Source organism: Ruegeria sp. E1 (genome assembly GCF_056534225.1).
Window position 1 is genome coordinate 76,692 of the sequence record NZ_JBQFPE010000002.1, and the last position, 26,732, is coordinate 103,423.

Annotated in this window: 25 protein-coding genes; 14 read left to right on the forward strand and 11 right to left on the reverse strand. The window is 57.2% G+C overall.

Annotated features, from left to right (window positions below):
* Nucleotides 1-16 precede the first annotated feature (16 nt).
* Nucleotides 17-994: a homocysteine S-methyltransferase family protein gene (locus ACR0FG_RS02375; RefSeq protein ID WP_480889699.1), complete on the forward strand. Its 978-nt coding sequence runs from the start codon at nucleotides 17-19 to the stop codon at nucleotides 992-994.
* Nucleotides 995-1,283: 289 nt separating this feature from the next.
* The gene (locus ACR0FG_RS02380) at nucleotides 1,284-1,439 is read left to right on the forward strand and encodes a hypothetical protein (protein WP_170710820.1); all 156 of its coding nucleotides are present in this window, start codon (nucleotides 1,284-1,286) and stop codon (nucleotides 1,437-1,439) included.
* Between the two features lie 24 nt (nucleotides 1,440-1,463).
* On the opposite strand, the gene ACR0FG_RS02385 is transcribed toward ACR0FG_RS02380, so the two are convergent.
* Complete coding sequence (locus ACR0FG_RS02385) at nucleotides 1,464-3,443, reverse strand: bifunctional 2',3'-cyclic-nucleotide 2'-phosphodiesterase/3'-nucleotidase (protein WP_480889700.1); 1,980 nt, start codon at nucleotides 3,441-3,443, stop codon at nucleotides 1,464-1,466.
* Between the two features lie 359 nt (nucleotides 3,444-3,802).
* Between ACR0FG_RS02385 and kynU the strand changes: the two genes are divergently transcribed.
* On the forward strand, nucleotides 3,803-4,999 hold the full coding sequence (gene kynU / locus ACR0FG_RS02390; protein ID WP_480889703.1) for a kynureninase: 1,197 nt from the start codon (nucleotides 3,803-3,805) through the stop codon (nucleotides 4,997-4,999).
* Nucleotides 5,000-5,061: 62 nt separating this feature from the next.
* Nucleotides 5,062-5,502 (forward strand): homoprotocatechuate degradation operon regulator HpaR, encoded by a 441-nt coding sequence (hpaR, locus tag ACR0FG_RS02395; RefSeq protein ID WP_480889705.1) that lies wholly within the window; start codon nucleotides 5,062-5,064, stop codon nucleotides 5,500-5,502.
* 33 nt (nucleotides 5,503-5,535) lie between these two features.
* Here the strand turns inward: hpaR and ACR0FG_RS02400 are convergent, their stop codons facing one another.
* Nucleotides 5,536-6,888 carry an aminotransferase class III-fold pyridoxal phosphate-dependent enzyme gene (locus ACR0FG_RS02400; protein ID WP_480889708.1) on the reverse strand — a complete coding sequence of 451 codons (1,353 nt, stop codon included), beginning with the start codon at nucleotides 6,886-6,888 and terminating at the stop codon, nucleotides 5,536-5,538.
* A gap of 35 nt (nucleotides 6,889-6,923) precedes the next feature.
* The gene (locus ACR0FG_RS02405; RefSeq protein WP_480889710.1) at nucleotides 6,924-7,703 is read right to left on the reverse strand and encodes an IclR family transcriptional regulator; all 780 of its coding nucleotides are present in this window, start codon (nucleotides 7,701-7,703) and stop codon (nucleotides 6,924-6,926) included.
* Nucleotides 7,704-7,812: 109 nt separating this feature from the next.
* Between ACR0FG_RS02405 and ACR0FG_RS02410 the strand changes: the two genes are divergently transcribed.
* The 5 genes from ACR0FG_RS02410 to ACR0FG_RS02430 all read left to right on the forward strand — a co-directional run bounded on the left by ACR0FG_RS02410 (nucleotide 7,813) and on the right by ACR0FG_RS02430 (nucleotide 13,641).
* On the forward strand, nucleotides 7,813-8,742 hold the full coding sequence (locus ACR0FG_RS02410; protein ID WP_480889713.1) for a tripartite tricarboxylate transporter substrate binding protein: 930 nt from the start codon (nucleotides 7,813-7,815) through the stop codon (nucleotides 8,740-8,742).
* Nucleotides 8,743-8,805: 63 nt separating this feature from the next.
* A complete protein-coding gene (locus ACR0FG_RS02415) occupies nucleotides 8,806-9,342 on the forward strand; it encodes a tripartite tricarboxylate transporter TctB family protein (RefSeq protein ID WP_170710813.1) in 537 nt (178 codons plus the stop codon).
* 10 nt (nucleotides 9,343-9,352) lie between these two features.
* On the forward strand, nucleotides 9,353-10,885 hold the full coding sequence (locus ACR0FG_RS02420; RefSeq protein WP_480889715.1) for a tripartite tricarboxylate transporter permease: 1,533 nt from the start codon (nucleotides 9,353-9,355) through the stop codon (nucleotides 10,883-10,885).
* 7 nt (nucleotides 10,886-10,892) lie between these two features.
* On the forward strand, nucleotides 10,893-12,377 hold the full coding sequence (locus ACR0FG_RS02425) for an aldehyde dehydrogenase (RefSeq protein WP_480889718.1): 1,485 nt from the start codon (nucleotides 10,893-10,895) through the stop codon (nucleotides 12,375-12,377).
* 28 nt (nucleotides 12,378-12,405) lie between these two features.
* Entirely contained in the window at nucleotides 12,406-13,641 is a 1,236-nt protein-coding gene (locus ACR0FG_RS02430) for a Tm-1-like ATP-binding domain-containing protein (protein ID WP_480889720.1), read from the forward strand.
* A gap of 19 nt (nucleotides 13,642-13,660) precedes the next feature.
* Here the strand turns inward: ACR0FG_RS02430 and ACR0FG_RS02435 are convergent, their stop codons facing one another.
* Both ACR0FG_RS02435 and ACR0FG_RS02440 read right to left on the reverse strand, forming a co-directional pair.
* Nucleotides 13,661-14,308, reverse strand: a complete 648-nt coding sequence (locus ACR0FG_RS02435; RefSeq protein ID WP_480889723.1) for a 4'-phosphopantetheinyl transferase family protein — start codon at nucleotides 14,306-14,308, stop codon at nucleotides 13,661-13,663.
* Between the two features lie 156 nt (nucleotides 14,309-14,464).
* Nucleotides 14,465-16,153 (reverse strand): GMC family oxidoreductase, encoded by a 1,689-nt coding sequence (locus ACR0FG_RS02440; protein ID WP_480889725.1) that lies wholly within the window; start codon nucleotides 16,151-16,153, stop codon nucleotides 14,465-14,467.
* A gap of 219 nt (nucleotides 16,154-16,372) precedes the next feature.
* Here ACR0FG_RS02440 and ACR0FG_RS02445 point away from each other — a divergent pair, with 219 nt between their 5' ends.
* The 4 genes from ACR0FG_RS02445 (at nucleotide 16,373) to ACR0FG_RS02460 (ending at nucleotide 20,202) form a co-directional block, all read left to right on the forward strand.
* Nucleotides 16,373-16,657 (forward strand): hypothetical protein, encoded by a 285-nt coding sequence (locus tag ACR0FG_RS02445; protein WP_170710807.1) that lies wholly within the window; start codon nucleotides 16,373-16,375, stop codon nucleotides 16,655-16,657.
* An 87-nt stretch (nucleotides 16,658-16,744) separates the two neighbouring features.
* Nucleotides 16,745-17,071, forward strand: coding sequence for a hypothetical protein (locus ACR0FG_RS02450; RefSeq protein WP_480889728.1), 327 nt, complete (start codon nucleotides 16,745-16,747; stop codon nucleotides 17,069-17,071).
* Between the two features lie 285 nt (nucleotides 17,072-17,356).
* A complete protein-coding gene (locus ACR0FG_RS02455; RefSeq protein ID WP_480889730.1) occupies nucleotides 17,357-18,439 on the forward strand; it encodes a phosphatase PAP2 family protein in 1,083 nt (360 codons plus the stop codon).
* 5 nt (nucleotides 18,440-18,444) lie between these two features.
* Nucleotides 18,445-20,202 (forward strand): hypothetical protein, encoded by a 1,758-nt coding sequence (locus ACR0FG_RS02460; RefSeq protein ID WP_480889732.1) that lies wholly within the window; start codon nucleotides 18,445-18,447, stop codon nucleotides 20,200-20,202.
* Nucleotides 20,203-20,205: 3 nt separating this feature from the next.
* Here ACR0FG_RS02460 and ACR0FG_RS02465 read toward each other — a convergent pair whose 3' ends face one another.
* From ACR0FG_RS02465 to ACR0FG_RS02490, 6 genes are all read right to left on the reverse strand, one after another.
* Nucleotides 20,206-21,816 (reverse strand): tetratricopeptide repeat protein, encoded by a 1,611-nt coding sequence (locus tag ACR0FG_RS02465; RefSeq protein ID WP_480889734.1) that lies wholly within the window; start codon nucleotides 21,814-21,816, stop codon nucleotides 20,206-20,208.
* Between the two features lie 144 nt (nucleotides 21,817-21,960).
* The gene (locus tag ACR0FG_RS02470; protein ID WP_480889735.1) at nucleotides 21,961-23,367 is read right to left on the reverse strand and encodes a DUF4384 domain-containing protein; all 1,407 of its coding nucleotides are present in this window, start codon (nucleotides 23,365-23,367) and stop codon (nucleotides 21,961-21,963) included.
* Nucleotides 23,364-23,774, reverse strand: coding sequence for an ExbD/TolR family protein (locus ACR0FG_RS02475; RefSeq protein ID WP_480889738.1), 411 nt, complete (start codon nucleotides 23,772-23,774; stop codon nucleotides 23,364-23,366). Before ACR0FG_RS02475 ends, ACR0FG_RS02470 begins: the two co-directional genes overlap by 4 nt.
* Nucleotides 23,771-24,205 carry an ExbD/TolR family protein gene (locus ACR0FG_RS02480; RefSeq protein ID WP_480889741.1) on the reverse strand — a complete coding sequence of 145 codons (435 nt, stop codon included), beginning with the start codon at nucleotides 24,203-24,205 and terminating at the stop codon, nucleotides 23,771-23,773. The genes ACR0FG_RS02475 and ACR0FG_RS02480 overlap by 4 nt, the downstream gene beginning before the upstream one ends.
* Before the next feature lie 10 nt (nucleotides 24,206-24,215).
* Nucleotides 24,216-24,836, reverse strand: a complete 621-nt coding sequence (locus tag ACR0FG_RS02485; protein ID WP_480889743.1) for a MotA/TolQ/ExbB proton channel family protein — start codon at nucleotides 24,834-24,836, stop codon at nucleotides 24,216-24,218.
* Nucleotides 24,837-24,839: 3 nt separating this feature from the next.
* A complete protein-coding gene (locus ACR0FG_RS02490) occupies nucleotides 24,840-25,256 on the reverse strand; it encodes a hypothetical protein (protein ID WP_170710800.1) in 417 nt (138 codons plus the stop codon).
* Between the two features lie 432 nt (nucleotides 25,257-25,688).
* Between ACR0FG_RS02490 and tssA the strand changes: the two genes are divergently transcribed.
* Nucleotides 25,689-26,723: a type VI secretion system protein TssA gene (tssA, locus tag ACR0FG_RS02495; RefSeq protein WP_480889747.1), complete on the forward strand. Its 1,035-nt coding sequence runs from the start codon at nucleotides 25,689-25,691 to the stop codon at nucleotides 26,721-26,723.
* Nucleotides 26,724-26,732 lie beyond the last annotated feature (9 nt).

The window sequence follows — 26,732 nt, forward strand, 5'->3', positions numbered from 1 at the left end:
AACGCAGGAGACGCAAATGACCCAACACGACACCAACCCCGTTCACGCAGTTCTGCCCCATATGGGCGAGGCTTTCTTTCTGACGGATGGCGGGATCGAGACAACCCTGATCTTCCATGACGGAATTGACCTGCCGCAATTCGCGGCCTTTGTCTTGCTCGAGGACGAGACAGGGCGCGCGGCGCTAACGCGCTATTTCGAAAGTCATATCGAAGTTGCCAAAGCCCATGGGCTTGGCTTTGTTCTGGAAAGCCCGACCTGGCGGTCAAGCCGCGATTGGGGTCGGAAACTTGGATATAGCGGAGCCGACATGGACCGCATCAATGCCGAGGCGATCTATCTGATGCGGACGCTGCGCAATCGTCACGAAGGCTCGGTTCCGTCGCTGGTGATCAGCGGATGCATCGGCCCGCGCGGCGACGGTTATGTGCCGGGCGAGGTGATGACACCACGCGACGCGCGCGACTATCACGCGCCGCAGATTGCCGCGATGTCCAAGGCTGGCGCGGATATGGTCACGGCGATCACCATGAACAACACACCTGAAGCGCTGGGAATTGCGCTGGCCGCAAAGGCGCAATCTGTGCCTGTCGTGCTTGCTTTTACAGTGGAAACAGACGGCGCACTGGCGACGGGTCAGCCTCTGGCCGAGGCGATTGCCGAGGTCGACAGGGCAACCGGCAGCTATCCGGCCTATTACATGATCAACTGCGCGCATCCCGATCATTTCGAAGAGGTGCTGCGGCAGGGCGGGGATTGGGTGCACCGTATTGGCGGCATCCGCGCAAACGCGTCGCGCATGTCTCATGCCGAACTGGACGAAAGTGAGGTTCTGGATGACGGCAATCCTCAAGAGTTGGGTGAAGACTATCGGCGCCTGCTGACGCTGCTTCCCAATCTGCGCGTGCTGGGCGGCTGCTGCGGCACCGATCACCGGCATGTGGATGCAATGGGGCACGCGTGCAAACATGCCCATCCAGTCGCGGCGCAATAGAAAAATGCGGGGGGCCTACGCCATTCGCCGAAAATTTGAGAAGGAAGTCAAAGTGATACTACATCCCGTTCGGTCAAAACCGCGCCGCCAGCGCTTTTGGCACTATCCAATCAGCAGCCCCGGCGACGCCTTGAAGCCCGCGTTTTTCAGAAAGCCCTCAGGCGGTTTCTAAATGCGTCCGAGGGATACGGGAATGACCTGCGCGCGTCTTGCGCACAGGTCCGACACCACGGTCGCCCACATTTAGGGCAGAGCCGTCTCTCTCATTTTATGAAGCAAGGAGATTTAGATGATACGTAATGTCAGAACCCGCTGGAAGCGCAGGTATTCAGAGCCCGGTCGGATAAAGCCGTCCGATATATCCGGCTTACCCGACCGCGATCGGCAAGAGCTTGGGCTGCCACCAAAAGTTGTGGTCTCGCTGATTTATGACCTGAAGGTCTGACGATCCATCAGGCTTATTCCAGCGTTACAGTTTGATGCGGAAGGCTGCAAAGCCATCCGCGCCTTCGCCCGCATCTTCAATCGATACGCCTTTGACGTCATTCATATAGTCGCGAGCCTTCGGGCCGGTCTCGAACAACACAGTTGTGTCATTCAACGGAGCAAACGACCAGTTGGCGTCAGCCTTCGGATCGATTGTGCCCTGTTCGACAATGTACCGGACGATCACGTCGCGATTGGTGTCCGGGGCCTCAAACACAATTGTATCGCCTAACGCGCCGGGGAAGGACCCGCCGCCCGATGCGCGATAGTTGTTGGTGGCGATGATGAACTCCATATCATCGGTCACTGGCGTGCCGTTGAATTCAAGATTGACGATCCGCGCCGCGTCGGGGTTGGTCTCTTCGCCTTTTGGACCAAACCGAGAGGGTTGCGACAGATCGATCTGGTAGGTCACGCCGTCCATGACATCAAAGTTATAGGATGGGAATTCAGGGTTCAGAAGCACCGCATCCTTCGCGCCCGCTTCGACCTGATTGAACATACCAGCCGAGCGTTCTAGCCAGCCGCGTACCTGTGCCCCGTTGACGCGCACCGCGCGCACCGTGTTGGGATAGAGGTAGAGGTCTGCCACGTTCTTTATGGCGACATCCCCCACCGGTACATCGGTGTAATACTCGGGCCCGCCACGACCGCCTGCCTTGAAGGGGGCAGCGGCTGACAGGATTGGCAGCCCTTCGTGTTCGGTGCCTTTCATCATCTCTTCGACGTACCATTTCTGGGCAATCGACACGATCTGAACCGAAGGATCATCCGCAACCAGTGCGAAGTAGCTGTGCAGCGGTGCCGCAGTTTTTCCGACTGCGCGACGCACATAGGCCAGCGTTTCGTCGTGATCGGCGGCGACCGAGTCCAGAACCTTTGGATCGTCCTCAACCAACGCAGTGATCGAACGGTCTTCGTTGCGCTTCGAGATCGGGCGCGCTTCGGACGTTGTGGTGACAACGCGCCATTCATTGCCATCGCGTTCAAGCAGAAGGTCCAGCAAGCCTAGATGGGATCCCCAGAACCCTCCCATGACTGCGGGTTTACCTAGCAACGTCCCCTTTTCCACATCGATGCCGGGGCGATCAGCAAACGTGGCCGACGGGAAAACCAGGTGGTTGTGCCCAGTGACCAGCGCGTCGATTCCGTCAACGCCCGCCAAAACGACCGAGGCGTTTTCCATGCCATCGGAATGATCTGCATCGCCGATACCCGAATGTGACAAGGCGATGATCAGATCGCAGCCCTGTTCTTTCATCTCGGGCACATAGGCATTCGCGGTTTCGACAATATCGCGGGCCTGGACGTTGCCTTCCAGATGCTTCCTGTCCCAGTTCATGATCTGCGGTGGGGTGAATCCGATCACGCCAACCTTGATCGGGTGTTTGGTGCCGTCGCCCATTTCGATCTCGCGATCAAGGATTGCGTATGGCTTGACCAGCGTCTTGTCATCACGCGGGTTTGCCCCGGTTTCCTTGGCGACATTGGCAAGAACCACCGGAAAATCGGCCCCGGCCAATGACTTTTCAAGAAAATCCAGCCCATAATTGAATTCATGATTGCCCAGCGTCGCAGCATCATAGCCGACAGTGTTAAAGGCGGTGATGATCGGGTGGCTGTCGCCTTCTTTCATACCACGTTCATAGGCGATGTAGTCTCCCATCGGATTACCCTGCAAAAAGTCGCCGTTATCGACCAAAAGTGAATTGGTCGCCTCGGCCCGGATGTCATTGATGATCGAGGCGGTTCTGGACAGCCCGACGGTATCACGAGGCTTGTCGGCGTAGTAGTCATAAGGGAACACGTGAACATGAATGTCCGTCGTCTCCATGATCCTCAGATGCGCCTGGTTGTTGGCGGCAGAGGCTGAAAAGGGGTGCAGGGTGATGGCGGTGGCACTGGCTGAGGTTGTGACCAGAAAGTGGCGGCGGGAGATTGCGTTGCGGCTGGAAAAAGTCATTCGGCACCTTTTGAGTTCTTGCTCGACACGTCTTGTGGATGGCAATTGCTACAGGGTCATGACACCGTTTACCGATGCATACTGAAGGTCGAACATAAGTGAAGTACAGACCTACTGTGCCCCTGAATCGGTGCCACGTAAAGTGGCCAGCGGCTCAAGATGATACCAGCGGGGCCGCTCTTCTTGTGTGAAACATCGGTCTGTTGATCTGCGCAGCATCGTTTTTAAGCGTCATTGCCGCACACGGCTATTGGCGCTATCAATCCGGCAGACAGGCGTACCACACAACGCTGCCGAACCGGACAGGTCAAAGCCATCCGGCCGTAAAACAGCGTGTGTTCAACCGACAAAGGCAGAGCATGACCGATTTCAACAAGACCCGCGCAATGTTCGATATTCCCGAAGGCATGATTTATCTGAACGGCAATTCGCTGGGTCCAATGCCAAAGGCCGCACCATCCGCGATCCATGATTTTCTGCACGATGAATGGAAAACCGAACTGATCAAAGGATGGAACACCAGGAACTGGTACATGCAGACCAATACGCTGGGCGACCGTGTGGGCCGCTTGATCGGTGCGCCAGCTGGGACAACCGTTGTTGGTGACACTCTATCGATCAAGGTGTTTCAGGCGGTCGCGGCGGGGCTGTCCATGGTGCCGGATCGCAGGGTGATCCTGTCGGACAACGGCAACTTTCCAACTGACCTCTATATGGCCGAGGGGCTGATTAAACTGAAGGATGCAGGCTATGAGCTTCGTATTCCCGACCCTCAGGATGTGATGGACAACATCACCGACGAGGTGGCAGTTGTTATGGTGACAGAGGTCGATTACCGCACGGGACGCAAACACGATATGGCGTCTCTTATTGAAAAGGCGCATTCGGTTGGCGCGGTTGTGGTCTGGGATCTGGCGCATTCGGCAGGTGCTATCCCCGTGGACGTCGCCGGGCTTGATACGGATTTCGCTGTTGGCTGCACCTATAAGTTCCTGAATGGGGGGCCGGGTTCCCCGGCGTTTATCTATGTCGCCCCGCGCCTGCTGGATACGGTCGAGCCGGTATTGTCCGGTTGGTTCGGGCATGAAGCCCCGTTTGCCTTTGACACCGACTACCGCCCTATGCCCGGCAAGATCGAGCGGATGCGGATCGGCACCCCGTCGATTGCCGCGTTTTCACTGCTGAACGCGGCTCTGGACGTCTGGGATGAAGTCGATATGGATGATCTGCACAGCCGCGCTATTGAACTGAGCGAGTTGTTCATTCGCGAGGTCGATGCCCGGTGCTCGGGCGTCACGCTTGCCAGCCCGCGTGACCCGCAAGCGCGGGGCAGCCACGTCGCCTTTCGGTTCGAGCACGGTTATGCCTGTATGCAAGCACTGATCGAAGCCAAGGTCATCGGTGATTTTCGTGCACCAGATGTGATGCGGTTTGGTATAACGCCTCTGTTCATAAATGAGGAAGACATTCTGGAAGCCGTCAACCGGATGGAGACCATTTTGCAAAGCGGCAGTTGGGAACAAGATCGCTTTCAGGTCCGGTCACAGGTGACCTGAGCTTCTAAAGCCTTGTTCGCTCAAACTTTGCAATTTTCCGAACCGCGCACTAGAAGCCCCGCATGGATAGTCAAAGCCACACCACCAGCACGTCGCGTGCTTTGCCAATCGCGCTGTTGCGCGCCCGTGAAACCGTCATGGCGCCGATCCGCGACATGCTGCAGGGTATCCAACTGACCGAACAGAAATGGCGCATTCTGCGGGTTTTGGACGAGATGGGCGAGATCGAGCAAAGTGCCATAGCTCATGAAGCCTGCCTGCTATTGCCCAGCCTCACCCGTATCCTGCGGGCGATGGAGGCTGATGGACAGATCTCGCGTCGTCAGGACAGTCAGGACAAGCGCCGTACCATAGTGACGATCACCGATGCCGGACGGTTTATTCTCGAGGATAACCTACCAACCTCTCAGGCGATCTACAGCAGTATCGAACACCAGATGGGTCGCGACAAGCTTGACCAATTGCTGGACCTGCTAGAAGAGTTGCAAGCCGTCAAAATCTGAGCCCGTCGCGCACGGGAAGCCTTAAATGCGTAGCTACAGGCTGGATAGTCCGGTATCCAACGCCGACAGAATCTTGGCGACCTCGTCCGAAGTGACAATCAGGGGCGGCGAAAGGATGATGTTGTTGCCCGATACGCGGATCATCACCCCATCCTCATAGGCCGCTTTCTGAACCTGTACTGGGATATGTTTGGCCGTTGGTGCCTTGGAGGCGCGGTCCGAGACCAGTTCCAAAGCACACATCAGGCCCTCGCCCCCACGCACGTCGCCGATCACATCGTGTTTCTCGGCCAGTTTCTTGAGCCCTGCAAACATCTCATCCCCACGCGCGGCGGCATTCTTCCAGAGTTTCAATCGGTTGATCTCTGCTAGCGCGGCAAGGGCCGCTGCGGCGCCGACGGGGTGTCCGGAATAGGTGTAACCCTGATCGATTGATGCAAGACCGGTTGTGTCATTTTCGAACACCTCGGCCACTGCGCCGGAAATCATGGCCGCGCCGAATGGGAAGTAACCGTTGGTGATGGCCTTGGCGGTTGCCATGATATCAGGCTGCACCCCCCAATGCCGTGAGCCACTTTCGCTGCCGGTACGGCCAAATGCAGTTATGATCTCATCCGCGATCAATAACACACCATGTTTCGAGCAAACTTCGCGCACCATCGGCATAAAGCTTTTGTGGGGTGGAATGACACCTCCTGCGCCCAGCACGGGTTCCATAATGAAGGCGGCCACGGTGTTGGGGCTCTGAAATGCAATCTCGGCCTCAAGTGCCTTGACGCAGAGATATGCCAACCGTTCCGGATCAGTCTCATCAAAGGGATTGCGATAGGTCCAAGGCGCAGGGATGTGGAAGCAACCGGGCATTAGCGGTTCATAAGCCGTGCGAAACTTTTGATTTCCGTTGACCGAGGCAGCGGCGAAATGTGTGCCATGATAGCCCTGTTTCAGACTGATGAATTTGGTCCGACCGGGTTCACCCCTGACCTTGTGGTATTGGCGGGCAAGCTTCAACGCGATCTCGACAGAATCCGAACCGCCCGAGGTAAAGAACGCGCGGGTCAGCCCATCCGGGGCAAAGAATTGCGCAAGTTCATAGGACAGCTCGATGGCCTTGTCGTTACTGGTGCCTCGGAAGGTTGAATAATAGGGCAGGGCGTTCAGCTGATCGCTGATCGCTTGTTTCACCGGGTCGCAGGAATAGCCAAGGTTCACATTCCAAAGCCCGCCCACGGCATCGATGGCCCTATGTCCATCGATGTCCACAATGCAAACACCCTCTCCTCCGGTTAGAATTGTCGGCGGATTGTTCTGGCTGTCGGCAGGATGCGCCATTGGGTGCCAGAAGTGGCGCGCATTGTTTTCTTTCAGAAAGTTGGAGTCTTTCATGGCGGGTGTCTCCGGAATTTATGTCCGACCATTGGTCATGGCTGGAAAGCAGTTGGAAAACTCTCGGGCATCTGACCGCCGAAATTTGCGGTCAGCTCCAGCGAGAGGGTATGAAGAGATGTCAGAATTTCGGGCAATAACGCCGGAACGGCCCGGTTTGTCGGCACGGCAAAGGCCACCGTTCCGATCGCCAGCTTGTCGATGCCGAATACGGGTGTCGCGAATCCGTGTACGCCGGCTTCAAAGCTGCCATTGCTGCTGGACCATCCGGTTTGCTTGATGCGTTCGACTTGTTTTCGGATTTGATCGGGGTCGATCATTGTCGTCTCGGTAAATCGGGGCAAATCACCGTCATCAAGACGTTGGGACAGAAATTCGGGCCCGAAGGCCAGCATACACAGGCCGGACGCGGTGGCGTTGAACGGGATGATTTCTGTCGGATCCAGGCTAACGCGCACGCTGTGCTGCATTGTCTCGACAACCAGAGCGGTTTTGAGTGTTTCTTTTTCAAGCAAGGAAAGGTGCAGGCTTTCGCCAACCGTCTGCATCGCACTCCGCATTTGCGTTCGCGCGCCATCCAGTCCGGGTTTCGCTATCTCTCGCAGCGCGGCCAGCCGCAAAGCCGCAGGCCCGATCATATAAGATTTGGACATGGGATTCTGTTCAATCAGTCCGAATTCTTCCAGCGCGCGCAGATGCCTTAGGGTGGTTGCCTTGTTGGCCCCGGACAGGCGTGCGAACTGGCTCAGGCCGATCTCTGGCCGAGAATAAGAAAAGTATTCCAGCAATTTCAGAGCGTTGAGTGCTGTTCCCATTCCCGGTGCCTCCGTGGGTCAAGCATATACTTGACAGATAGAATTTAACAAAGCAAGATAAATATTGTTAACACGGTTCAAATAATGAACCGAACACTGGGAGGTGTAAATGAAAAAGTTTCTCGCGGCTGCCGTGTTGGCCGCCTCAGCCACAGCGGCTTTTGCCGAATACCCGGAAAAGCCGGTTTCTTTTGTCGTTCCATGGCCTCCGGGTGATCTGGAAGATGTGCTTACCCGGATGATCGCGGATGAGTTTCAGGCGATGTACGGTGTACCCGCTGCGGTGGTGAACAAGCCCGGTGGTGGTGGCGGTCCGTTCCCCGGCGCAGTCGAAGTCGCAACCGCACCGGCGGATGGATATACCATTGGTTCGTTTGTAATCGGCGTTCCTGTTATCGGACCGGAAATTGGTATCCCCGAACTCAACCCCAATCCGTTCGAGCCTATCGGGATCTTTCTGACCTACCCATTTGTCATCGCGTCCAGCAAAGATGCGCCTTTCTCGAACTGGGATGAGCTTGTGGCCCACGGTAAGGAAAACGACGTCGCGCTGGGGCATTTTGGCTCGGTCCTGCCACCCACTCAGGTAACTTTTGCCGCAGCCGTGAGCAGTGGCTTTGATTTTGCAAGCGAAGCAGCCTTTGACGCGCTTGATTGCAATACGCTGGCGTCAGGCGATGTGGATGTTATCAACACAACACTGCAGCTTGTTTTGCCCTGCCTCGACAAGGTGAACGTTCTGGCCAGCATCGGCAGTGAGCGTATTTCTCTGGTTCCGGATACGCCGACCGTTGTTGAAATGAACCCCGACCTGCCGCTGGCCCTGTGGAACGGTCTGTTCGTGCACAAAGACACGCCTGCTGATGCCCGTGAAAAGATCACGGCAGCCGCACAAAAGGCGTTGCAGTCTGATAAGGCCAAGCAGCTGGCTCAGGAAACCGGAGCTCTGATCTACTGGCAGGATCCGGATGCGTCCAACGCTCAGATCGAACAGGACAAAGCCTCTTTCGCGAAAATCGAAGAGATTTTGGGCGAGTAAGAAGAAATCGGCCCGGCGGTCCAAAAGGATGCCGGGCGTTTTCATATCTGACAGGAGAGCGCGATGATCGCAAAGACCCTACAGGACATGTTCCGGCGCTATCGGCGTCCAGGGGACATTGTCTTTGCCTCATTGTTTTTGCTGTTCGCGCTTTTCCTGCTTAGCCAATTGGGGACCGAGACCAAAGTGGTCAAACGGACCAAATGGTTTGCACAACCCGGGCTGTGGCCGACAGTTGCGGTCTGGACGATGGTTGTATTTGCGTTTCTTCACTGGCTCAGTTCGGCCTTGTCGGCCCGTATCAGCGGTCGTTGGGCCGAGGTGGGCTTTTGGGTCAGATCGCTGGAATACGTCGCCTATTTTCTGATCTATGTCCTGTTGGTGCCGCAGCTTGGTTATCTGCCGTCGACCATGCTGTTTGCGGTGTTTCTGACCTTGCGTGCGGGGTTTCGCGGGTCTGGAGCAATTGCCATTGCCGCTTTTTTTGGATTTGTCGTCACCATCGTGTTCCGCGCCATGCTGCAGGTCAAAATCCCTGCCGGGGCGATCTATGAATACCTGCCTGACTCAGTCCGCGCCTTTGCGCTGACCTACCTATAGGAGGGCGCCCGTGGAAACGCTTTGGTCCGGGGTTTCAATTCTGCTGCAATGGCAGGTCATCGTGGCCCTTTTCATCGGCTCGATCGGGGGTGTCATCATTGGCGCATTGCCCGGTGTAGGGGCGGCCGTCGCCATTGCCATTCTGTTGCCCGCCACGTTTGCGTTTGAACCCATCGTGGGTTTGACGCTGTTGTTGGGCATCTATGGCTCGTCTATGTATGGCGGAGCGATTCCGGCAATTCTGATCAATACGCCCGGTACGGCGGTCAATGCATTGACCACCTACGATGGCTATCCGATGACCAAGCGGGGCGAAGGGCACCGGGCTTTGTCGCTGGCCTATTCGGCGTCCTTCTTTGGCGGTGTATTTGCGATCATCTGCCTGATGGTGCTGTCACCGGTTCTGGCGTTGATTGCCCCTCATTTCGGAAGCCGAGAGATCTTTCTTGCGGCACTTCTGGGCATCGTTCTGGTTGTGTTGGCGCATAGGGGGCAGATTTTTGCCGCTGGTATGCTGGCCGCGTTTGGAATCTTTCTGAACACCGTTGGGCTTGAGCCGGTGAAATACACCCGCCGGTTCACCTTTGATCAAAGTTGGCTGGCTTCGGGCGTTGACCTGATTGTTGTGGTGTTGGGCCTATTCGCCATCAGCCAGGCGTTTTTGTTGTTGTTGGAAAAGAACCACGCGCCCGGTGACACTCATGTCAGTGGCAACATGTTTGCGGGTCTTAAGGAATTACTGGGCATCAAACGCGTCGCCACCGTGTCTTCCAGCATCGGTGTTCTGATGGGTATGGTGCCGGGTACCGGAGAGTTTACCTCGCAATTTCTGTCCTACACCTATGCGCAAAAAAGCTCGGATAGTCCCGAAAAATTCGGTGAAGGCTCGCCCGAGGGCTTGGTCGCTTCAGAGGCAGCGAATAATGCTGTTCCCGGTGCTGCGATGATCCCGTTGCTGGCTTTGGGCATTCCGGGTGAGGCGCTGACGGCAATGATGCTGTCGGTTTTCTATGTGCATAATGTGATCCCCGGCCCGCAGCTTTTTGAGACCCAGATGGATTTCGTGATGGCGCTTTATATGGCGTTGATCCTGCTGAACGTTATCGTATTGGTGTTTCTGCTGTTCTCGACCAACCTGCTGCTGAAGATCATTCAGATTCCGACGCGTTTTCTTGGAGTGATGATCCTGATCCTTGCGTTTGTGGGTGTCTATTCCTTACGTAATTCGATCACTGATTGCGCCATCGCAGCAGGATTTGGTGTGTTTGGGCTGATCCTGAAACGGCTGGACCTGCCGATTGTGCCTATCATTCTGGGTATGGTTTTGGGCGGTATTATGGAAACCAAACTGCGCAGTGCCATGGCGCGTGTGAAAACCCCGCTGGATTTCATCGACCGCCCTATCGCGGCCATCCTGTTTGGACTGATCATTCTGATCCTGATTCTGCATTTCCGTACGCTGTATTTCGAGTTCAAGAACAAGCTGACGCCAGAGCCCCATCTGCCACCCGTGGACTCTGATCATCCAAACCAACAAGGGTAATCAACCGATGGACCAACTCTCCATTGACGCGCTGCGAAATCTGCCAGTGCCGGACCAACGCCATCTGATTGACGGTCGGCACGAGGGGGCCGTTGAAGGTGGGCAACTGGATGTCATCTCACCAATCGACGGTGGCATTTTGACCCGGATCGCTGAGGGATCGCCAGCCGATATGCAGCGTGCGATTGCTGCGGCCCGCAGGGCCTTTGAAGATGGGCGCTGGTCGCGACAGGCGCCAGCGGCGCGCAAGAAAGTGTTGCTAAAGCTGGCGGACTTGATCGAGAAGCACGCATTGGAGCTGGCGGTTCTCGGCGTGCGGGACAATGGGACCGAGATCAACATGGCCATGAAGGCCGAACCGATGTCGGCAGCGGGTACGTTCCGATACTATGCCGAGGCCATCGATAAGATTTACGGTCAGATCGCGCCCACGGGTGAAAACATTCTGGGCCTTGTGCATCACGCGCCAGTTGGTGTGGTGGGTGAGATCGTGCCGTGGAATATGCCGATGATGATCGGTGCCTGGAAGATCGCACCAGCCTTGGCGGCGGGGAATTCGTTGGTTCTGAAGCCAGCGGAGTCGGCCTCGCTAACGTTGATACGACTGGTCGAACTGGCGCATGAAGCCGGGCTTCCTAACGGCGTTCTGAACGTTGTCACCGGCAAGGGCAGTGTGGTGGGCGAAGCGCTGGCGCTTTCGATGGACGTTGACGTCTTGGTCTTTACAGGATCGGGGGGGACAGGGCGGCGTTTGTTGGAATATTCGGCGCGGTCCAACCTGAAACGCTGCTATCTTGAGTTGGGCGGTAAATCCCCGAACATCATCTTCAATGACGCGCCCGATCTGGTACAGGCGGCAAAAGTGTCCGCCGCAGGAATTTTCCGCAATTCAGGTCAGATCTGCGTCGCCGGTTCGCGCCTGCTGGTGCAGCAGGATATTCACGAAGAGTTTGTTGCCGAGATTGCCAAACAGGCGCGTGCGTTCCGTGTCGGCAACCCCTTGGATCTGGACAGTCAAATTGGTGCAGTTCATTCGTTGCCAGAACTTGAAAGCAATCTTGATTTTGTCTCAAAGGCCGAAGCTGAAGGCGCCGAACTTCGAACAGGTGGCAAACGTATCCTGTCTGAAACGGGCGGATATTATATGGAGCCTACGGTCATGAACGGGGTCAAACCCACAGACAACCTGTTCCAAAACGAAGTGTTCGGGCCTGTTCTGGCGGTGACGCCTTTTAATGACGAAGAAGACGCTCTGCGTTTGGCCAATGACAGCGTTTATGGCCTTGCTGCGGGTGTGTGGACGTCGAACCTCAGCCGGGCGCACCGTATGGTCGCTGGCATTCGTGCCGGGGTTGTTCATGTCAATACGTATGGTGGCGCGGATGGAACGGTGCCTTTGGGTGGCGTTCGGCAATCGGGCAACGGGCACGACAAATCGCTGCACGCGATGGAGAAGTATTTCGATCTGAAAACAGCGTGGATTCAGCTGTAACCCGATCCCTCGACGAAAGGATAATCCCGTGAGCGACAAGACCATTCTGCTGATCGGAACCTATGACACCAAAGAACCCGAGATGCGTTTCATCGAAGACTGCATAATCGGGCAGGGCGGAACGGTGCTGACAATGGATGTCTCGGTGCTGGGTGATCCCAAGACACCGACGGATATCTCCAAACACGATGTCGCCGCTGCGGTGAACATGACAATCGATGAGGTCATCGCGCTTGGTGATGAAAACAAAGCTTTTCGCGTAATGTCCCAAGGCGCAGCCCTTGTCGTTGCGCAAACCTATGCAGAAGGCCGCTTTGACGGAATGCTCGCCACCGGAGGCACGATGGGCACCGATCTGGCGCTGGATTGTGCGCAAGCCCTGCCGATGGGAGTGCCGAAATATATCGTATCCACCGTCAGCTTTTCGCCATTGATCCCACCGCATCGTCTGGCCCCGGATATTCAGATGATCCTCTGGGCGGGTGGTCTTTATGGCATGAACTCGGTCTGTTGTTCCTCATTGAGCCAAGCGGCTGGCGCGGTTCTGGGTGCAGCGCGCGCTGTTCAGCCGCCTCGGTTTGATCGCCCGATGATTGGGATGACTTCGCTGGGGTCGTCTTGCCTGCGCTATATGAAAACGCTCAAGCCAGCGCTTGAAGAGCGCGGCTATGACGTGGCGGTCTTTCATTCAACCGGCATGGGCGGCATGGCGTTCGAAAAACTGGCGGGCGAGGGCGCGTTCTGCTGCGTGATGGATTTCTGTATGCAGGAGTTTGCCAATATGCTGGCAGGATCCCTGGTTTCATCGGGTCAGGACCGGCTGACTAACGCCGGACGCGTCGGGGTGCCGCAGATGGTCGCACCAGGGGCGTTGGACCTGCTGGATTTCGCCGGATGGCAGGAGATTCCGGAACAATATTCTGATCGCCCGTTCCATGAACACAATCGTCTGATCAAAAGCGCCGTGTTCAATGCCGATGAGCGTCGGGCCGGTATCCGGGAAATGGCCGATCGTCTGTCTGCAGCGACTGGCCCGATGCATTTTTTCCTTCCGCTAGAAGGTGTCGAGGAATGGGATCGGGTTGGCGGGGAAACCTACGATGCAGATGCCCGCGCGGCCATGGTTGACGAGGCCCGCGCCGTGATGCCCGCTGTGACGCCTGTCACCGAGGTTGCGGCGCATATTAACGATGACGTCTTCGCTCAGGCTGTGCTGGCGCTGTTTGACAGTTGGGTCGCGGATGGTCTGGTGACAAAAGGTTGAGTTGCCGCGAAGGATCCCGTCACTCAGGCTCAGGTCTGGGGGTGATAAGCCAGGTGATGACGGAACTTCCCATCGTTGCATAGCCAACGTCAAAACAGTTGCCCGTGCGCAGTTGATCCCCAAGAGGTTTGGTCAGGCGCAGGCGCAAGCCATTCGTTGCGGGCAATGCATCGAGTTCAACACAATCAAATCCAAAAAACCGCTGCACAATTGGGAACAGTGCCTTGTAAAGTGTTTCCTTGGCGGAAAAGACAAGCGTTGCCAGCATATCCTTTGGCAGCTTGTCTTGCGTGCGGATCAGGCTGGTCTCGTTCGGCCGCAGCGTGACGTGAAAAATTGAGTCCAACGCTGATCCGCTGGCGATATCCTCTACATCGATTCCGATCAGCAAATTGGTATTTTCCGAGACGATGACGGCACAGCGCCCTTTGGAATGAGTTATCGAACCGGCAATGCCGGTTGGCCAGACCGGTTCCCGGTTGGGCCCGGTTGCGATCAATTCAGGCTTTCTGCCCATCAACAACAGGCCCGACTGCGCAAGGGCACGCCCTGCGAGATATTCGGCCCGTCGTTTGACAACCGCAGAGTTCAGCCTGTCCGGGCAGTCTATGCCCAGCGTGTCATAAACGCTGTCCGCATACTGGTCCTGGTCGAATTTTGCGATCAAGGCCGTTGCCGATGCGGTTCCTGTCTCCAGAATTCGCAGATCGTGTAAAAATCCGCGAGATTGAGTTTGACAGGACAAAAGGATTTGGTCGACGGGCTGCATGATCTTCGACATCTATGGAATGTGGTGTGTCGTCAATCCCGTTTGATGTCTGACCTAGCGGCTTTCGAGGATCCACCGCGCTGCCTTTTCCGCGATCATCAATGTTGGGGCATTGGTGTTTCCGCTGGTGATCTCGGGCATGATACTGGCGTCGACAACGCGCAGCCCTTCGATACCCTTGACCTTTAGCCGAGGGTCAACCACCGCTGTCGGATCATTCTTGCGCCCCATTCTGGCAGTGCCGACCGGGTGGAAAATGGTGCTGGCGATATCGCCAGCCAGTTTGGCCAGTTCTTCATCCGTTTGATACTGAACCCCCGGCTTCCATTCCTGTGGGTGGTGTGTCTTCATCGCCGGTTGCGCCATGATTTCGCGCACCTGCCGCAGGCTGTCCGCCGCCACCTGGCGATCCTCTTGAGTGGCCAGATGGTTGGGTGAGATCATTGGTGCATCAGTGAACGCACCAGACCTGATGCGAACGTGGCCCCGGCTGGTTGGATTCAGATTGCAAACGCTGACGGTGATCGCAGGAAACGGGTGAAGATCCTCGCCAAAGGCGTCCAGGCTAAGCGGTTGAATGTGATATTGCAGATTGGCATGGGCGCGCCCCGGGTCAGATCGACTAAAGGCCCCAAGCTGACTGGGTGACATGCTCATCGGCCCCGAGCGTAGCAACGCATATTGCAGTCCTATCCGGGCTTTGCCGAGAAGGCTGTTGGCGAGAGTATTCAGGGTTCTGGTCCCTTTGACCTTAAAAACCGCCCGGATTTGCAGGTGATCCTGTAGGTTCTCTCCAACAAATGGTGCATCCAGCACAATGTCGATCCCGTGCGATTTCAGAAGCCCCACATCGCCAATTCCCGAGAGTTGCAGTATCTGCGGCGACCCGATCGCGCCCGCGGACAATATGACCTCAGATTTCGCGTCCACCTTAACATGCTGCCCTGCACGTCGCACGACAGCACCGGTGCAGCGTGTTGCGCCGTTTGGCGTAGTCGTGAATGTCAGCTTTTCGACTTGAGCCTCGGTCCAGACAGTCAGGTTCTTTCGGTGCTTTACAGGGCGCAGGAACCCTTTGGCGGCGTTCCACCGCCATCCTGATTTCTGGTTGACATCAAAATAACCGACCCCGGCGTTATCACCCGTATTGAAGTCATCGGTTGGAGGGATACCGACCTGATTGGCGGCCTGCGCAAACGAATCCAGCACATCCCAATGAAGGCGTTGCTTTTCCACCCGCCATTCGCCGCCATGGCCATGATGGTCCGAGAAGCGGCTGTTGTCTCCGGTTTTCGGATCAGCCCCATGGTCCAGCTTGTAGTGGTTCTCATGCGCCATGAAATCCGGGATGGAATTTTCCCAGCTCCATTCATCCTCACCGCTGAGACGGGCCCAGTTGTCATAATCCCGTGCCTGCCCGCGCATGTAGATCATGCCGTTGATAGACGAACAGCCACCCAGCATCTTGCCGCGCGGATAGAGCAGCGACCGCCCGTTCAGCCCGGCAGCGGGTTCCGTTCTGAACATCCAGTCTGTGCGCGGATTTCCGATACAAAAGAGGTAACCGACAGGAATATGGACCCACGGATACGTGTCTGTATTACCCGCCTCCAGCAAGAGGATCCGTTTTGTGGGATCTTGGCTGAGACGATTGGCAAGCAGGCACCCGGCGGTTCCTGCACCGACGACGATATAGTCATACGCGTCCGAAGATATTTTGGGGCGTGGGTCAGAGACGGCCATGACAAAGCCTGAACTGATTCTTCATGACCACCCCTTTGCAACGCACTGACGAACATAGCTCTTGGCCGCGTCAATGGCGATGGGAATGTGGCGGAACGAGCCGTAGCCAAGTTGGGTTTTGAACTCGCCCGACGGTTCAATCTTGGCTAATCACGCAAAAATCACGCTGGGTTGATACCGTCTAAGACGCAATATCTGGATTGGAGCAAGGAAACACCCATGGGTAGCCAAAGCTACACCGCGATCAAAAGCGCGTTGTTTGACAGCCTTGAGCGGGCAAGCGGAAGAAAGGTGGCCGACAACCACAAGGTTATGACCCATATCGGCAAGCGCGATGCGGATCTGGACACCTTTCTAGACGAGGTAAACAACCTGCCGCGATACCGCTCGGATGGATTGTTCCTGACCCCGGCCAAGGTGCCACCGGCGGCCAGTGTTGATCAGCTCTTAACGGCCGTTGTTCAGAACTATCGCGATCGCGGCTGGGTGGTGACGCTGCCGTGAGACCGATACCCGCGAGAATCCCCCTGCCTTATGCACAGCATTTCAATCCCGGTGCTGTTCCCCGTACGATTTTGAAAGGAGAATATCGTGTTTAATCCTCCGAAACTCCGGTCCTTTGCCAGTTGGATCAATGTGGACACCACCGGACCATCCAGACTGATCGTCAGTGGTGAGGGCGAAATGCCCAGCGATTCCGAGCGTCCGCATCTGTGCGTCAACATGGACCCGCGCACACCGCCATCGACGCTGGAACTGGACCTGACAATCAGAAACTCGGGCGGGGCCGGAAATTCCAGGGACGAATATCAGCGGGTCCGGTTCGAAGCGCCTGCCGAACAGGGCCAATACGACAAGGTTCTGATCCTTTGGCAAAGCTCGGTGCTGCTGGATCTGGATGTGCGCGAAACCTATTGACCATCAGATTTTGGGGCTGGACCTCATAAAAGCAGGCATCCGGTGGGGTTGGATGCAAATATGTTGTTATTTGACGATCCCCCGGGCACTATTTTCACGCCGCTCTCTTTCAGGTCGGTAGAGTTGATCGCCCCTGTGCACGAGTAACGAGTTTTATGTGTTTTTCATCCCCGGACATTTGCAAATGCAAAGTGTTGGCGTGTTGAACACCAGCAAAACTCCTGCAGTCAAAAACCGCCGGTGTTGCCACCGGTATCCTTCGAACCTGCAACAACGGAGAATTCAATGCCATTTGCCCAGTCACAACAATCGCAGCAATCCCAACAGTCGCAACAGTCGCAACAGTCGCAGCAATCGCAACAATCTCAGCAGTCGCAGCAATCCCAGTCCGTTCCGTCGCTGAACCATGCGGGTGGGGCGAGCTCGTCGCATCTTAGCCATGCGCTGAATTCTGTTGGGCAAACGTTGCCTGTTGATGGGCAGGCGGGCGCAACGACACAGGCCAAGGATCCCGACAAGGAAAGCCTGCGTCGCTTGCAGCCGTTGCATCGGCATATTCTGCTGACGGCTGCCTTGTCGCGGGGGCTTGGGATTGATGATGCAAGGCCCGCAAAGGACGGGGTCATGGTGCAGGAACACGGCTGCGATCTGGGAACCGACGTGCTGACGCGGCCGTCGCTTGTTGCCACCGATCTGGACGCAATCATCAGCCGTCGCTGGCTAAGGGCGGAACGCATTAGCGAGATTATCGAACAGCAGACCGACATCCTCAGCTTTCTGGCGCTGGCTTATCCGATGACCCGCGATACACATCCGTTCACCATGGCGCTGCTTGATGCCGTGCTGGCAGCGGCGGGGAAAGTGGTCGTGCAAGCCAAGTATAAGCTGAACGTGCCACGCCCGGCGGATTGGTCGGCAGGGATTTCTCCGGTCATTCGGACACCGGCACATGGGGCTACGCCCAGTGGCCATGCGACTGAATCCTGGGCGATGGCCTTTGCGATGGAATCCATGATCTTCAGCTGCGCTTCCCAGGAATTGCGGATGATCGCCGCCCGGATCGAAGAAAATCGGATCGTGGCGGGGGTGCATTATGAGCATGACGGCCATATGGGTCGGCTTCTTGCCACCTATCTGGCCAAGATTTTCGCGGCGCGTCTTGGGGTCTCCAATCCGGCGCTCGACGACACGCGGGTTCCGGTCTGGAGTGGCGCTGGACAGGCAGGCCTGTTGGCGCAGCCAGCCAAGCAGGTCGGTGTTGCGCACGCCAAACCAACTGAGCCGGTGTTCACCAACCCCGGCGGTGTCCTTGGCGCGGCGATGGAACTTTCGCGCGCCGAGCTTGGCTTTTCCATCGGTCAGGAGTGAGCCCCGTGTTGCGATTTGAATACCTGACAGGCCCCGACCCAGCCCCCCGCAACCTGTTGCCCGCTGGGCTGCCGGACATGATTTTGGGCTTGGCCGACCCAGATACCGTCGCCAATGTCTATTTTCGTGACAGTTCGGGTAGTCTGTTCATTGAAGAGTTTGACCCTAAACCCACAGCCGCGGCCCCGTTTAGCGATCTGTGGCCTGCGATCGATGCCTCGGGGCAGGTTGCGGATCGGGCGGCCCCGATCTTTCTTGGGCCGCGGGTTTCCCGATCTGGCCAGGTCGGTTCCAGCATACCGGTGGCCTTGTCAGGCAAGGCCGATCCTCCAAAACCGGATGACGTCGAGATCGGGCTTATTGATGCAGGAATTGCGTTCTGGAACCCTGCCTTCGCGGACAGTGCTTCGGATACGTCCTGCCGATTTGCGTCGTTTGGGGCCCTAAAACTCAGGGACAAACAATTCGTCAGCGGGGCCCTGACCCCGAATGAGATCGCAGAGTATTGCGCCCGGCCCGACGCCGCCAACCGGCAAGCCCTTGCTGCCAAATATCCCCAGAGCGTTTATGGCGACAGGGCGCGATGGCCTTTGGTCCGACCGGAGGGTCTGGCCCATGGGACTGCGATGACCGATATGGTTCTGTCAACGGCACCTCGGACGGCTCGACTGCATGGGCTCGAACTGCCGGTTTCGGTTCTGCGCGATTTGTCTGGCGGTCAGATGGGCGCGATCATGGAGATCGCTGTGCGGGCCTTGGTCGAACAGGTCCGCGAACGCAGAAAACATGCCGACAAAAAGGATAGTGCCGGATTTCGTCTGGTAATTATCATGGCCTTTGGCTTTACTGGTGGTCCACTGGACGGCACCTCCGACATACTCAGCGGATTGGAGCAGGCGCTCACCGACTACAACAGCTGTGGTTTGGACGTCGAACTGGTTCTGCCAATTGGCAATCAACTGCAAGACCAGCTGCACGCGCGGTTGACGGGTGGGCAAAGCGTTGGCTGGCGTGTTTTGCCGGATGACCATTCGGCCAATACGGTGGAAATCATCTGTCCAAAAGGGCAGGGTGGATTAAAACTCGCACCTCCGGGCGGTGACTTGGTCGATCTCCCGGACAAGCGTGGTCTTGCCCGGATCGAGGTTGCGGGCAGACCGATTGGGGCGCTCTGGTCCGAGGATATCAGCGGCAATCGTGTGCGAACCCGCATTACTCTTGTGCCCACGGCTGCGTCCCGGCCACAGGCGCCGGTTGCACCGTTTGGGAAATGGCGGATTTGCAGCGCTGAGTCCGACGCGGATTTTTGGATCCTTCGCGATGAGACAGGGTTTGAAGCTGATCCGTTTCAACCCTCGCGCCCATCCTGGTTCGAAGATCGCCGGTACAGCCCAACGGACAAAATCGGAATGCTAGCCCATGAGGACCGGCCGATAAGGCCGGGCGATCCGCTTTCCGTCATCCGGCGGGACGGCAGTGCGTCTGTGCTGGCATCTTCGGGTCACAACAAGATCCACGTTGTCACCGCTGTACTGAAAGACGGGCAACCGGCACCCTATGCCAGTCAGCTGCCGAAAGGACAGGTCGCCGATCACGCGGTGTCACTGTCGGATATGAACCCATCGGGTGCGCTTTACGATATGCAACCGATTGGTCCGTTTGTCGGGCGCGCCGTGCTTGGGAACGGGGGGCCAGATCGTTTTCGGGCGGCCGGAACGTCTTTGGCGGCGGCTCGTCTGGCGGGTGAGATCGCGGCGAGGTAGAACTCAACCGCCTTCCAGCGCATCTATCAGGCCGAGATTTCTGAGCGTCAGAACCGGGTAGTCCTTTTTGCCAAGGTCGGACATTGCAAAGCCCGGTTCCAGCTCGGCGAGTTTCGCGGCGGCCGTTTCGGCCATTGCGGTGTCTTTCATCAGCAAGCTGGTTGCGATGAGATACCTTAAGGATGCGCGATGAGAGGGATTGTTGCGATGCGCCTGCCGCACCGCCTCTTGCGCGGCGGCAAAGTCGCCGCGCGCAAGGGCGCTGAGGCAAAGTTCGAAATCCCACGCAAAGACATGGGACAGCCCTTCGGCGGCGCGCCGCGCCCGGCTTGTCAACGCCTGAGCTTCATCAACACGGCCCTGCAGCAGCGATATTCGTGCGGCAGCTTGCAGCGCGTAGGGATTGCCATCGTCGTTGTTCATCGCATCGCGCGCATGTGCTTCGGCCCGATCAAAATCGCCGCTCACGTCCATCGCAACACGTGCCGCCAACGCCGTTATCAAGGCGTTGCCCGGACGGCGCGACAACGCCTCTTGCACCAGCGTCTGGGCCTCTTCAGCAGCTTCTGCATCCCCAAATTCTAGCAAGCGTGCCAGTTTGGCAAAGCTGAGCCAGGCCAGAGCCACCGGCGCTCCCTCACCGTTGATCAGCCCTTTCAAGTCCCGTTCTGCCGCGTGAACCCGTTCGATACTGGGATCATAGAGCCGCGAGGACGCGCGCCCTAAAATCATCAGTGGCGATTGATCCACCTTACGAAACGACCGATACCGCAGCAGGATCTGCGCAATCGCGCGCGTGGCGAAGGCATCCAGCTCGACCCCGGCTGAAAACTCCCCCGCTTCGATCGGCAATCTCATGCGGCCCGACCACAGAAACCGCCGGTCCCGGTCGGCCAGCGCGCGCAGGTGAACAGACCAGTGGCCGGCTTCGACAAGCGAAACCAGTTCGACAGTCACAACCGTGGTCGCGCGAGCGATCTGTTCGGGCTCTGGCTCTGCCAGAGTGTAGATGTCTTCGGCTCCTTCCGCCTCAAACCGCATCGACAATGTATCCAGCAGAACCGTTTCAAAGAACCGCCCCGTCCCGTCCAGGTGTTCGGATGCCGAGCGAATAATGACAATTGTCCCACCCGTAGCCCCGGATGGCTGAGATGCCGGATCGGGGTTGGCCTGTTCCGCAGCTCGCGCGGCGTCTTCGGCGCGAAGATCCCTGAGCCATTCCTCAAACGCGGGGTCAGGAGCGTTCACCAGTTCCAGCAGGTTTTCCGCTCCAGCCATATAGGCTCTGTCATCGACGCTTACCGAAGCACTCAGCCAAACCTCGTGCTTGTTGGATTCAATGACCGGTCCGCAATCTGTGAAATTGGCGCGAAGGTTTGTCAAAGCCCGACGCAAACTGCCTGCCGCTTTCGGAGGTTCGCTTTCTGACCACAAAATCGATTGCAGCCACTGGCGTGAACAGCGTCTGCTGGGACTGACCGCAAGCAGTGCAACCACCGCACGCTCTTTCCTGTTTGCGGGGGTCAGATCCCGGTTTTCGGGGCACAGGACCGTAAAACGTCCGCGTGTGACGACGGTCACAGGCGCACTATTCTGGTTAATCTCGTCACTCATATTCTAGTCCTTGCGCCCGACGCTAGCATATCTGGCGCAAAAAAGCGCTGGAAAACAGGTTTTTGGGCGCGAAATCATTCAATGATCGAGAAAATTGTTCCCGTTGCATTTGGGTATGCGCTCTCAGGTGGCCGACGTGGCAGCCTAGCGTTCGGTCGTCGTTATGAAAAAATAGACCCATTCCCCTTTGAAGTCCGGATCTTCGGCGCGCGCGGCTGATACCTGGCTTTTGACAAATTTCAGGTAGTCTTCAGCAGGCTCGATAAGGGGTCGCTGACCCTGATACAGCGGCTTTGACGCAGCAAACGCGACGGCTATTTCCTGCCCGTAAGGCGGCCCAATGGTGATGAAAAGACCCGGATCACCTTGTCTTTGGGCTCCGATTTGCAACGCCGATTTCGCCTGCGTCAACTCAAGCGGTGTGGCTTCATTCGGGCTGAGGTGAATGACCTGACCATCCGCGTCGAAATAGTCGACATAAATATAGGCATCGTAATCGGCACCGCTCAGGTCCAGAACCAGTTGCTGGCCCTGAGTATATCGAAATTCACGCGCATGTACGTCCTCGCCCACCAAAAGCGGGTTGGTGATCTGATCGGTGGACTGCGGCAGGCCAACATCTGCAATCCCGCTGAGCGCCCCGCATTGTGGGCGCGGCAGGACCAGCAGGTTGTCCGCCACACGAATGTTCTCGCCCATCTGAGCCTGCAACGCTGCCAGAACCGGCTCGCGCAGGCCGGTTTCGGGGATATGACCGATCAATTCCAGCGTATTGGTTTCAGGCTGAAACTGAACTTGCAAGCGCGAGCAGGGGACTTGCGACAGCAACCCGTCAATCCCATCACGCAGATCCTGTGCGCCCTGACCGGCGTCCTCGGGCCGCATGAAGCTTTGAAATGCGGCTAACGAAACCGGGTCGATAGGGTCGTCGCCCACGGCTGAAAACACGTCAGAGGCTTTCGCCTTTGGGATATCCGGCACGGTCTGGGTCAGGGCAACGGGCTGCGCCTGAACGGCTGGGGCAGTTTCGACGGTGGGTATGGCGGCCTCAACAGGTTGAGGTTGTGCAATCGTGGCGCCGACTGCGGTCAGAGGTAACGCTGCAGCGTTCAGGTTTGCAGGGATGACCTCGGCGGCCAGCACAATCTGTGTTGCGCCGTTGACTTCGGTCAGCGCGGCAGGGCTGGCATCCAGAGCCACGCCGACTTCGGCGACCTGTTCCAGCACCGCAATGGCATCAGTTTCAGGTTCGGTTGCGTTGACCTGTTGCTGCGTAATCTCGGAAGCAACCGCCGAGGATTCGCGGATGGCACCCTGCGCCAGCCTTGCCCCTGACGCATCCTCGGCGGATGCAGGATCTGCCTCGGGCTGTGTCTCGATAGCGTCGCTTTGTTTGACCTGATGGGCAGACAATTGCATCCGGGTTTCCGGTACGGGTTGTTCGGCCACGGGTTCTGGTTCTATCGACCACAGCAAAACGCCTGCCCCTGCAATATGCAGCGCGATCGAGAGGGCGAGGCCAACGCTCCATATGATCGGGGTGCGGCTCACCGAACAGGCCCCGGAGGGGTGACGACCAGAACAACCTCGCGCGCGCCCATGGCTTCGAACTGAGCGATCATAGGAAGGATATTGCGCAGCGTGGCATCCCGGTGCGCGTTGATTCTGATCCGTGTCTCGGGTTGATCAGTCAACGCTGCTTGAACCTGTTGGGTGGCATCTTCTAACTGTACTTCCGCACCCTCCAGCGCAAGCAATCCTTCGGCGCTGATAGAAAGGGTCAATCCCCCGGCGGGCATGTCCGCTCCGGTTCCGGCTATGGGTGGTGTGACGTCGAAGGGCGCGGTCGCATCCATCCGCCCGATCAGCATGAAAAACACCAGCAGGAAGAAGACAACGTCTATCAGGGCAATGATTGTTTCGGGGTGATGGCGCGGAGCGGGGCGGGTGATCCTCATGGCCGCGCCTCCAGTCGAACCACGCGCATGTTGGCCACCCCGGCAGTTGTCACCGTATCCATGACCGACACCAGCGCCTGCATTCTGGCGCTGCCCGTTGGAAGGATGATGACAGACAGCGCAGGATTTGCGGACAACCGGTTGGCAAGCAAAGCGCCGAGGTCGTCGGATTGCAAAGCACGGCCCTGAAAATACGGCAACCCGTCCGCTCCGATCCGGATCAGCATGGCCCCGCCCGACTGATCGCCTGAAGCCTCGGCCGATGGGGCAGGGCGGTCAGTCCTGGACAAGGCCGGAATCATGTCGAGGTTCAGATAGGTTGACGTGACCATGAAGAACACCAACAGGATCAGCATCACGTCGATCATCGGCACAAGCGAGATCAGGGGCCGTGATGGCTTGCGTCGGGTCAGGGTCATTTCGACGGACATCGCTACCCCCTCAGTCCGTTCCGCGTTCCTCGATCACCATCAGGCGCCCGACTGCGTTTTCGATGGCCTGTGCCCCCGCTTCGGCACGGCCTGACAAAAGAGATGCGCCAACGGCTGCGGGGATCGCAACCAACAGCCCAGCCGCCGTAGTCAGCAAAGCCTGCCAGATACCGCCAGCCAGTACCGATGCATTTGCCGCACCCTGCGCCAGTTCAAGTTCCTGAAACGACTGGATCATTCCGGTCACAGTTCCCAGCAACCCCAGCAAAGGAGATATCATGGCAATAAGCTCCAGAACCCGGATCCAGGTGTTCATGGATGCAAATTCCAGATTCCCGCGCCGGGTCAGTTCTGCCATCAGCGGCGGACCTTTGAAGCCATCCATCAGGGCCTGCATCGCATAGGCACATACCCGATCCGCAGGGGATTTGCCTGATGCAACAGCGGTCTGAGCGCCCTGTCGGTCCCCTTTTGACCACTCCACCAGCGCCGCGTCCCGCGCCCGGTCGCCTGAACGTACCGGCGCAAGCTGGATCACTTTGACCACGATCAAAGTCAATGACAAAAGCGAGAGCAGTCCTAGTACGGCGATGATTGGGCCGCCGGTTCCCAGATTTTCAAACCCCAACATGACTTATTGCGCCAGACTGGCCGAGGTTTTGCTTCTGAGCGACAGCAATGGGAAGCAATCCACCGGATCGGCATTTTGGGGTTTGCAGGCTGGCAGGTCGTGCAGCAGAATTTCCGAGATGTTGTTACAGTCGATTTCAGGGATCTCAAACAGTTTCAGAACGGTGCGCTGCACCGGCAAGGGAGACGCGTCGATTGAGAGCAAACGGTCGATCACCCCATCGCCATCCAAGATTGCAAGCGACATTTCGAAATTCTCGAAACTGTTTTCCGTCTGATTTCGGAACAGGAAAAACGCCCTGCACCCTCCTGTGTCACCGGCCTCAAACTTATTGAGTTCGATGGACAATTTACCGTCATCGGCCAAAGCTGCCGTTGCAGACATGGCCAGTGCAATTGCGCCGATGATGCTGTTTCTCATGCTGTTTTCCCTTGTTCCCTTACGTCAACTTTCCCATACTTTGCCCGAGTCCACTTGAGGCCGGGTGTGATGCCTGATCCGGCTTTGTTTCCTGTGAACCGCAGCATTCGTGACGCTGGCCTGATCATTGCAGGAACAGGGGGCAGGCGGAAAGAAGAAAATCAGGCACCGATCAGCGTGGTCGCCAACGGCGTACGTCCGGTCGCCCCGGAGGTGTTGCAGGGAACCCATGCCAGGTGAGGAGAATACGCATATTCGATTTGACTTTGGCCGACGGATGCGGCTGATTTACCACAAAGGCAGCGCATCAATCGCTCATAAATTGCCAGTTGTCTGGTCATGTGAACTAATTCATACACATGGCCTTCGGCGCTGCGCTAAGCGACAAAAAGCACAATAAGCTGCGCAATAGAAAGGCGTTTCGGGGAGAACATGGACCTATCATCTTACTTGGAGCCGAGGGACGACGAGCCCCCGAGTGGCGAAAATCTTGAATATGATCCGGCATTCACCGATCTCGAAATCGCGGCGCAGCCCGGTGAAGAGCGTCAGATGGGTGACGAGGTTGTCGCCGCCGAAGAGCAAGACTGGAGCGACGTGGAATCCAAGGCGCTGGCTGTCATGGAGAAAAGCCACGACCTGCGTGCCGCTGTATATCTGGCTGAGGCGGTATTGCACACCAAGGGACTGACCGCATTTGCAAGTTCGATAGGCTACATTAAGTCTCTGCTAGAAGACTTTTGGGATACGTGCCACCCTGAGCTGGACGAAGACGATGGCGACGCCACGATGCGCATCAACGCCGTGCGTGGGATTGCATCATCGGATCGGATGGTGCGCGCGCTGCGTCGGACTGGTCTGACCGACAGTCGCATGTTCGGGAAAATGACTTTGCGCCATCTGGATGTCGTTGATGGTCGCATTAACATGCCTGCTGATCTTGACGACATACCGGATGAGAACTCGGTTGCGGCAGCATTCAAGGACACCGATGACGATGTGCTTGCGGCAAATGCCGAGGCCGCTGCATCCGCGCTAGATGATGTGGCGGCTATTGACGCGGTCTTCACCGACAAGACTCCGGGCGAAGGGCCGGATCTTGATCCATTGTCCGAAGCACTGAAAAGCATCAAGCAAGCGCTTGCGCGGTATGCGGATGTTGGTGATCTGACCGAAGAAGATGGCGGCGATGATGATGCACCCGCTGCCGCTGCTGCGCCGGGCGCACCCGCGCGTAGTCCGTCGGGCGGCGCGATCAATACCCCTGATGATGTGACCATGATGCTGGAGCGTATCATGGACTACTATGCGCGCTGCGAACCCTCCAGCCCGCTGCCTATCCTGCTGGAGCGGGCAAAGCGCCTTGTTAATGCCGATTTTATGACGATTATCGAAGACATGGCAAAAGAGGGCTTGGATGAGGTGCGCCAGATCGGCGGGCTCAAGACAGACGACGACGATTACTGATCCACACCG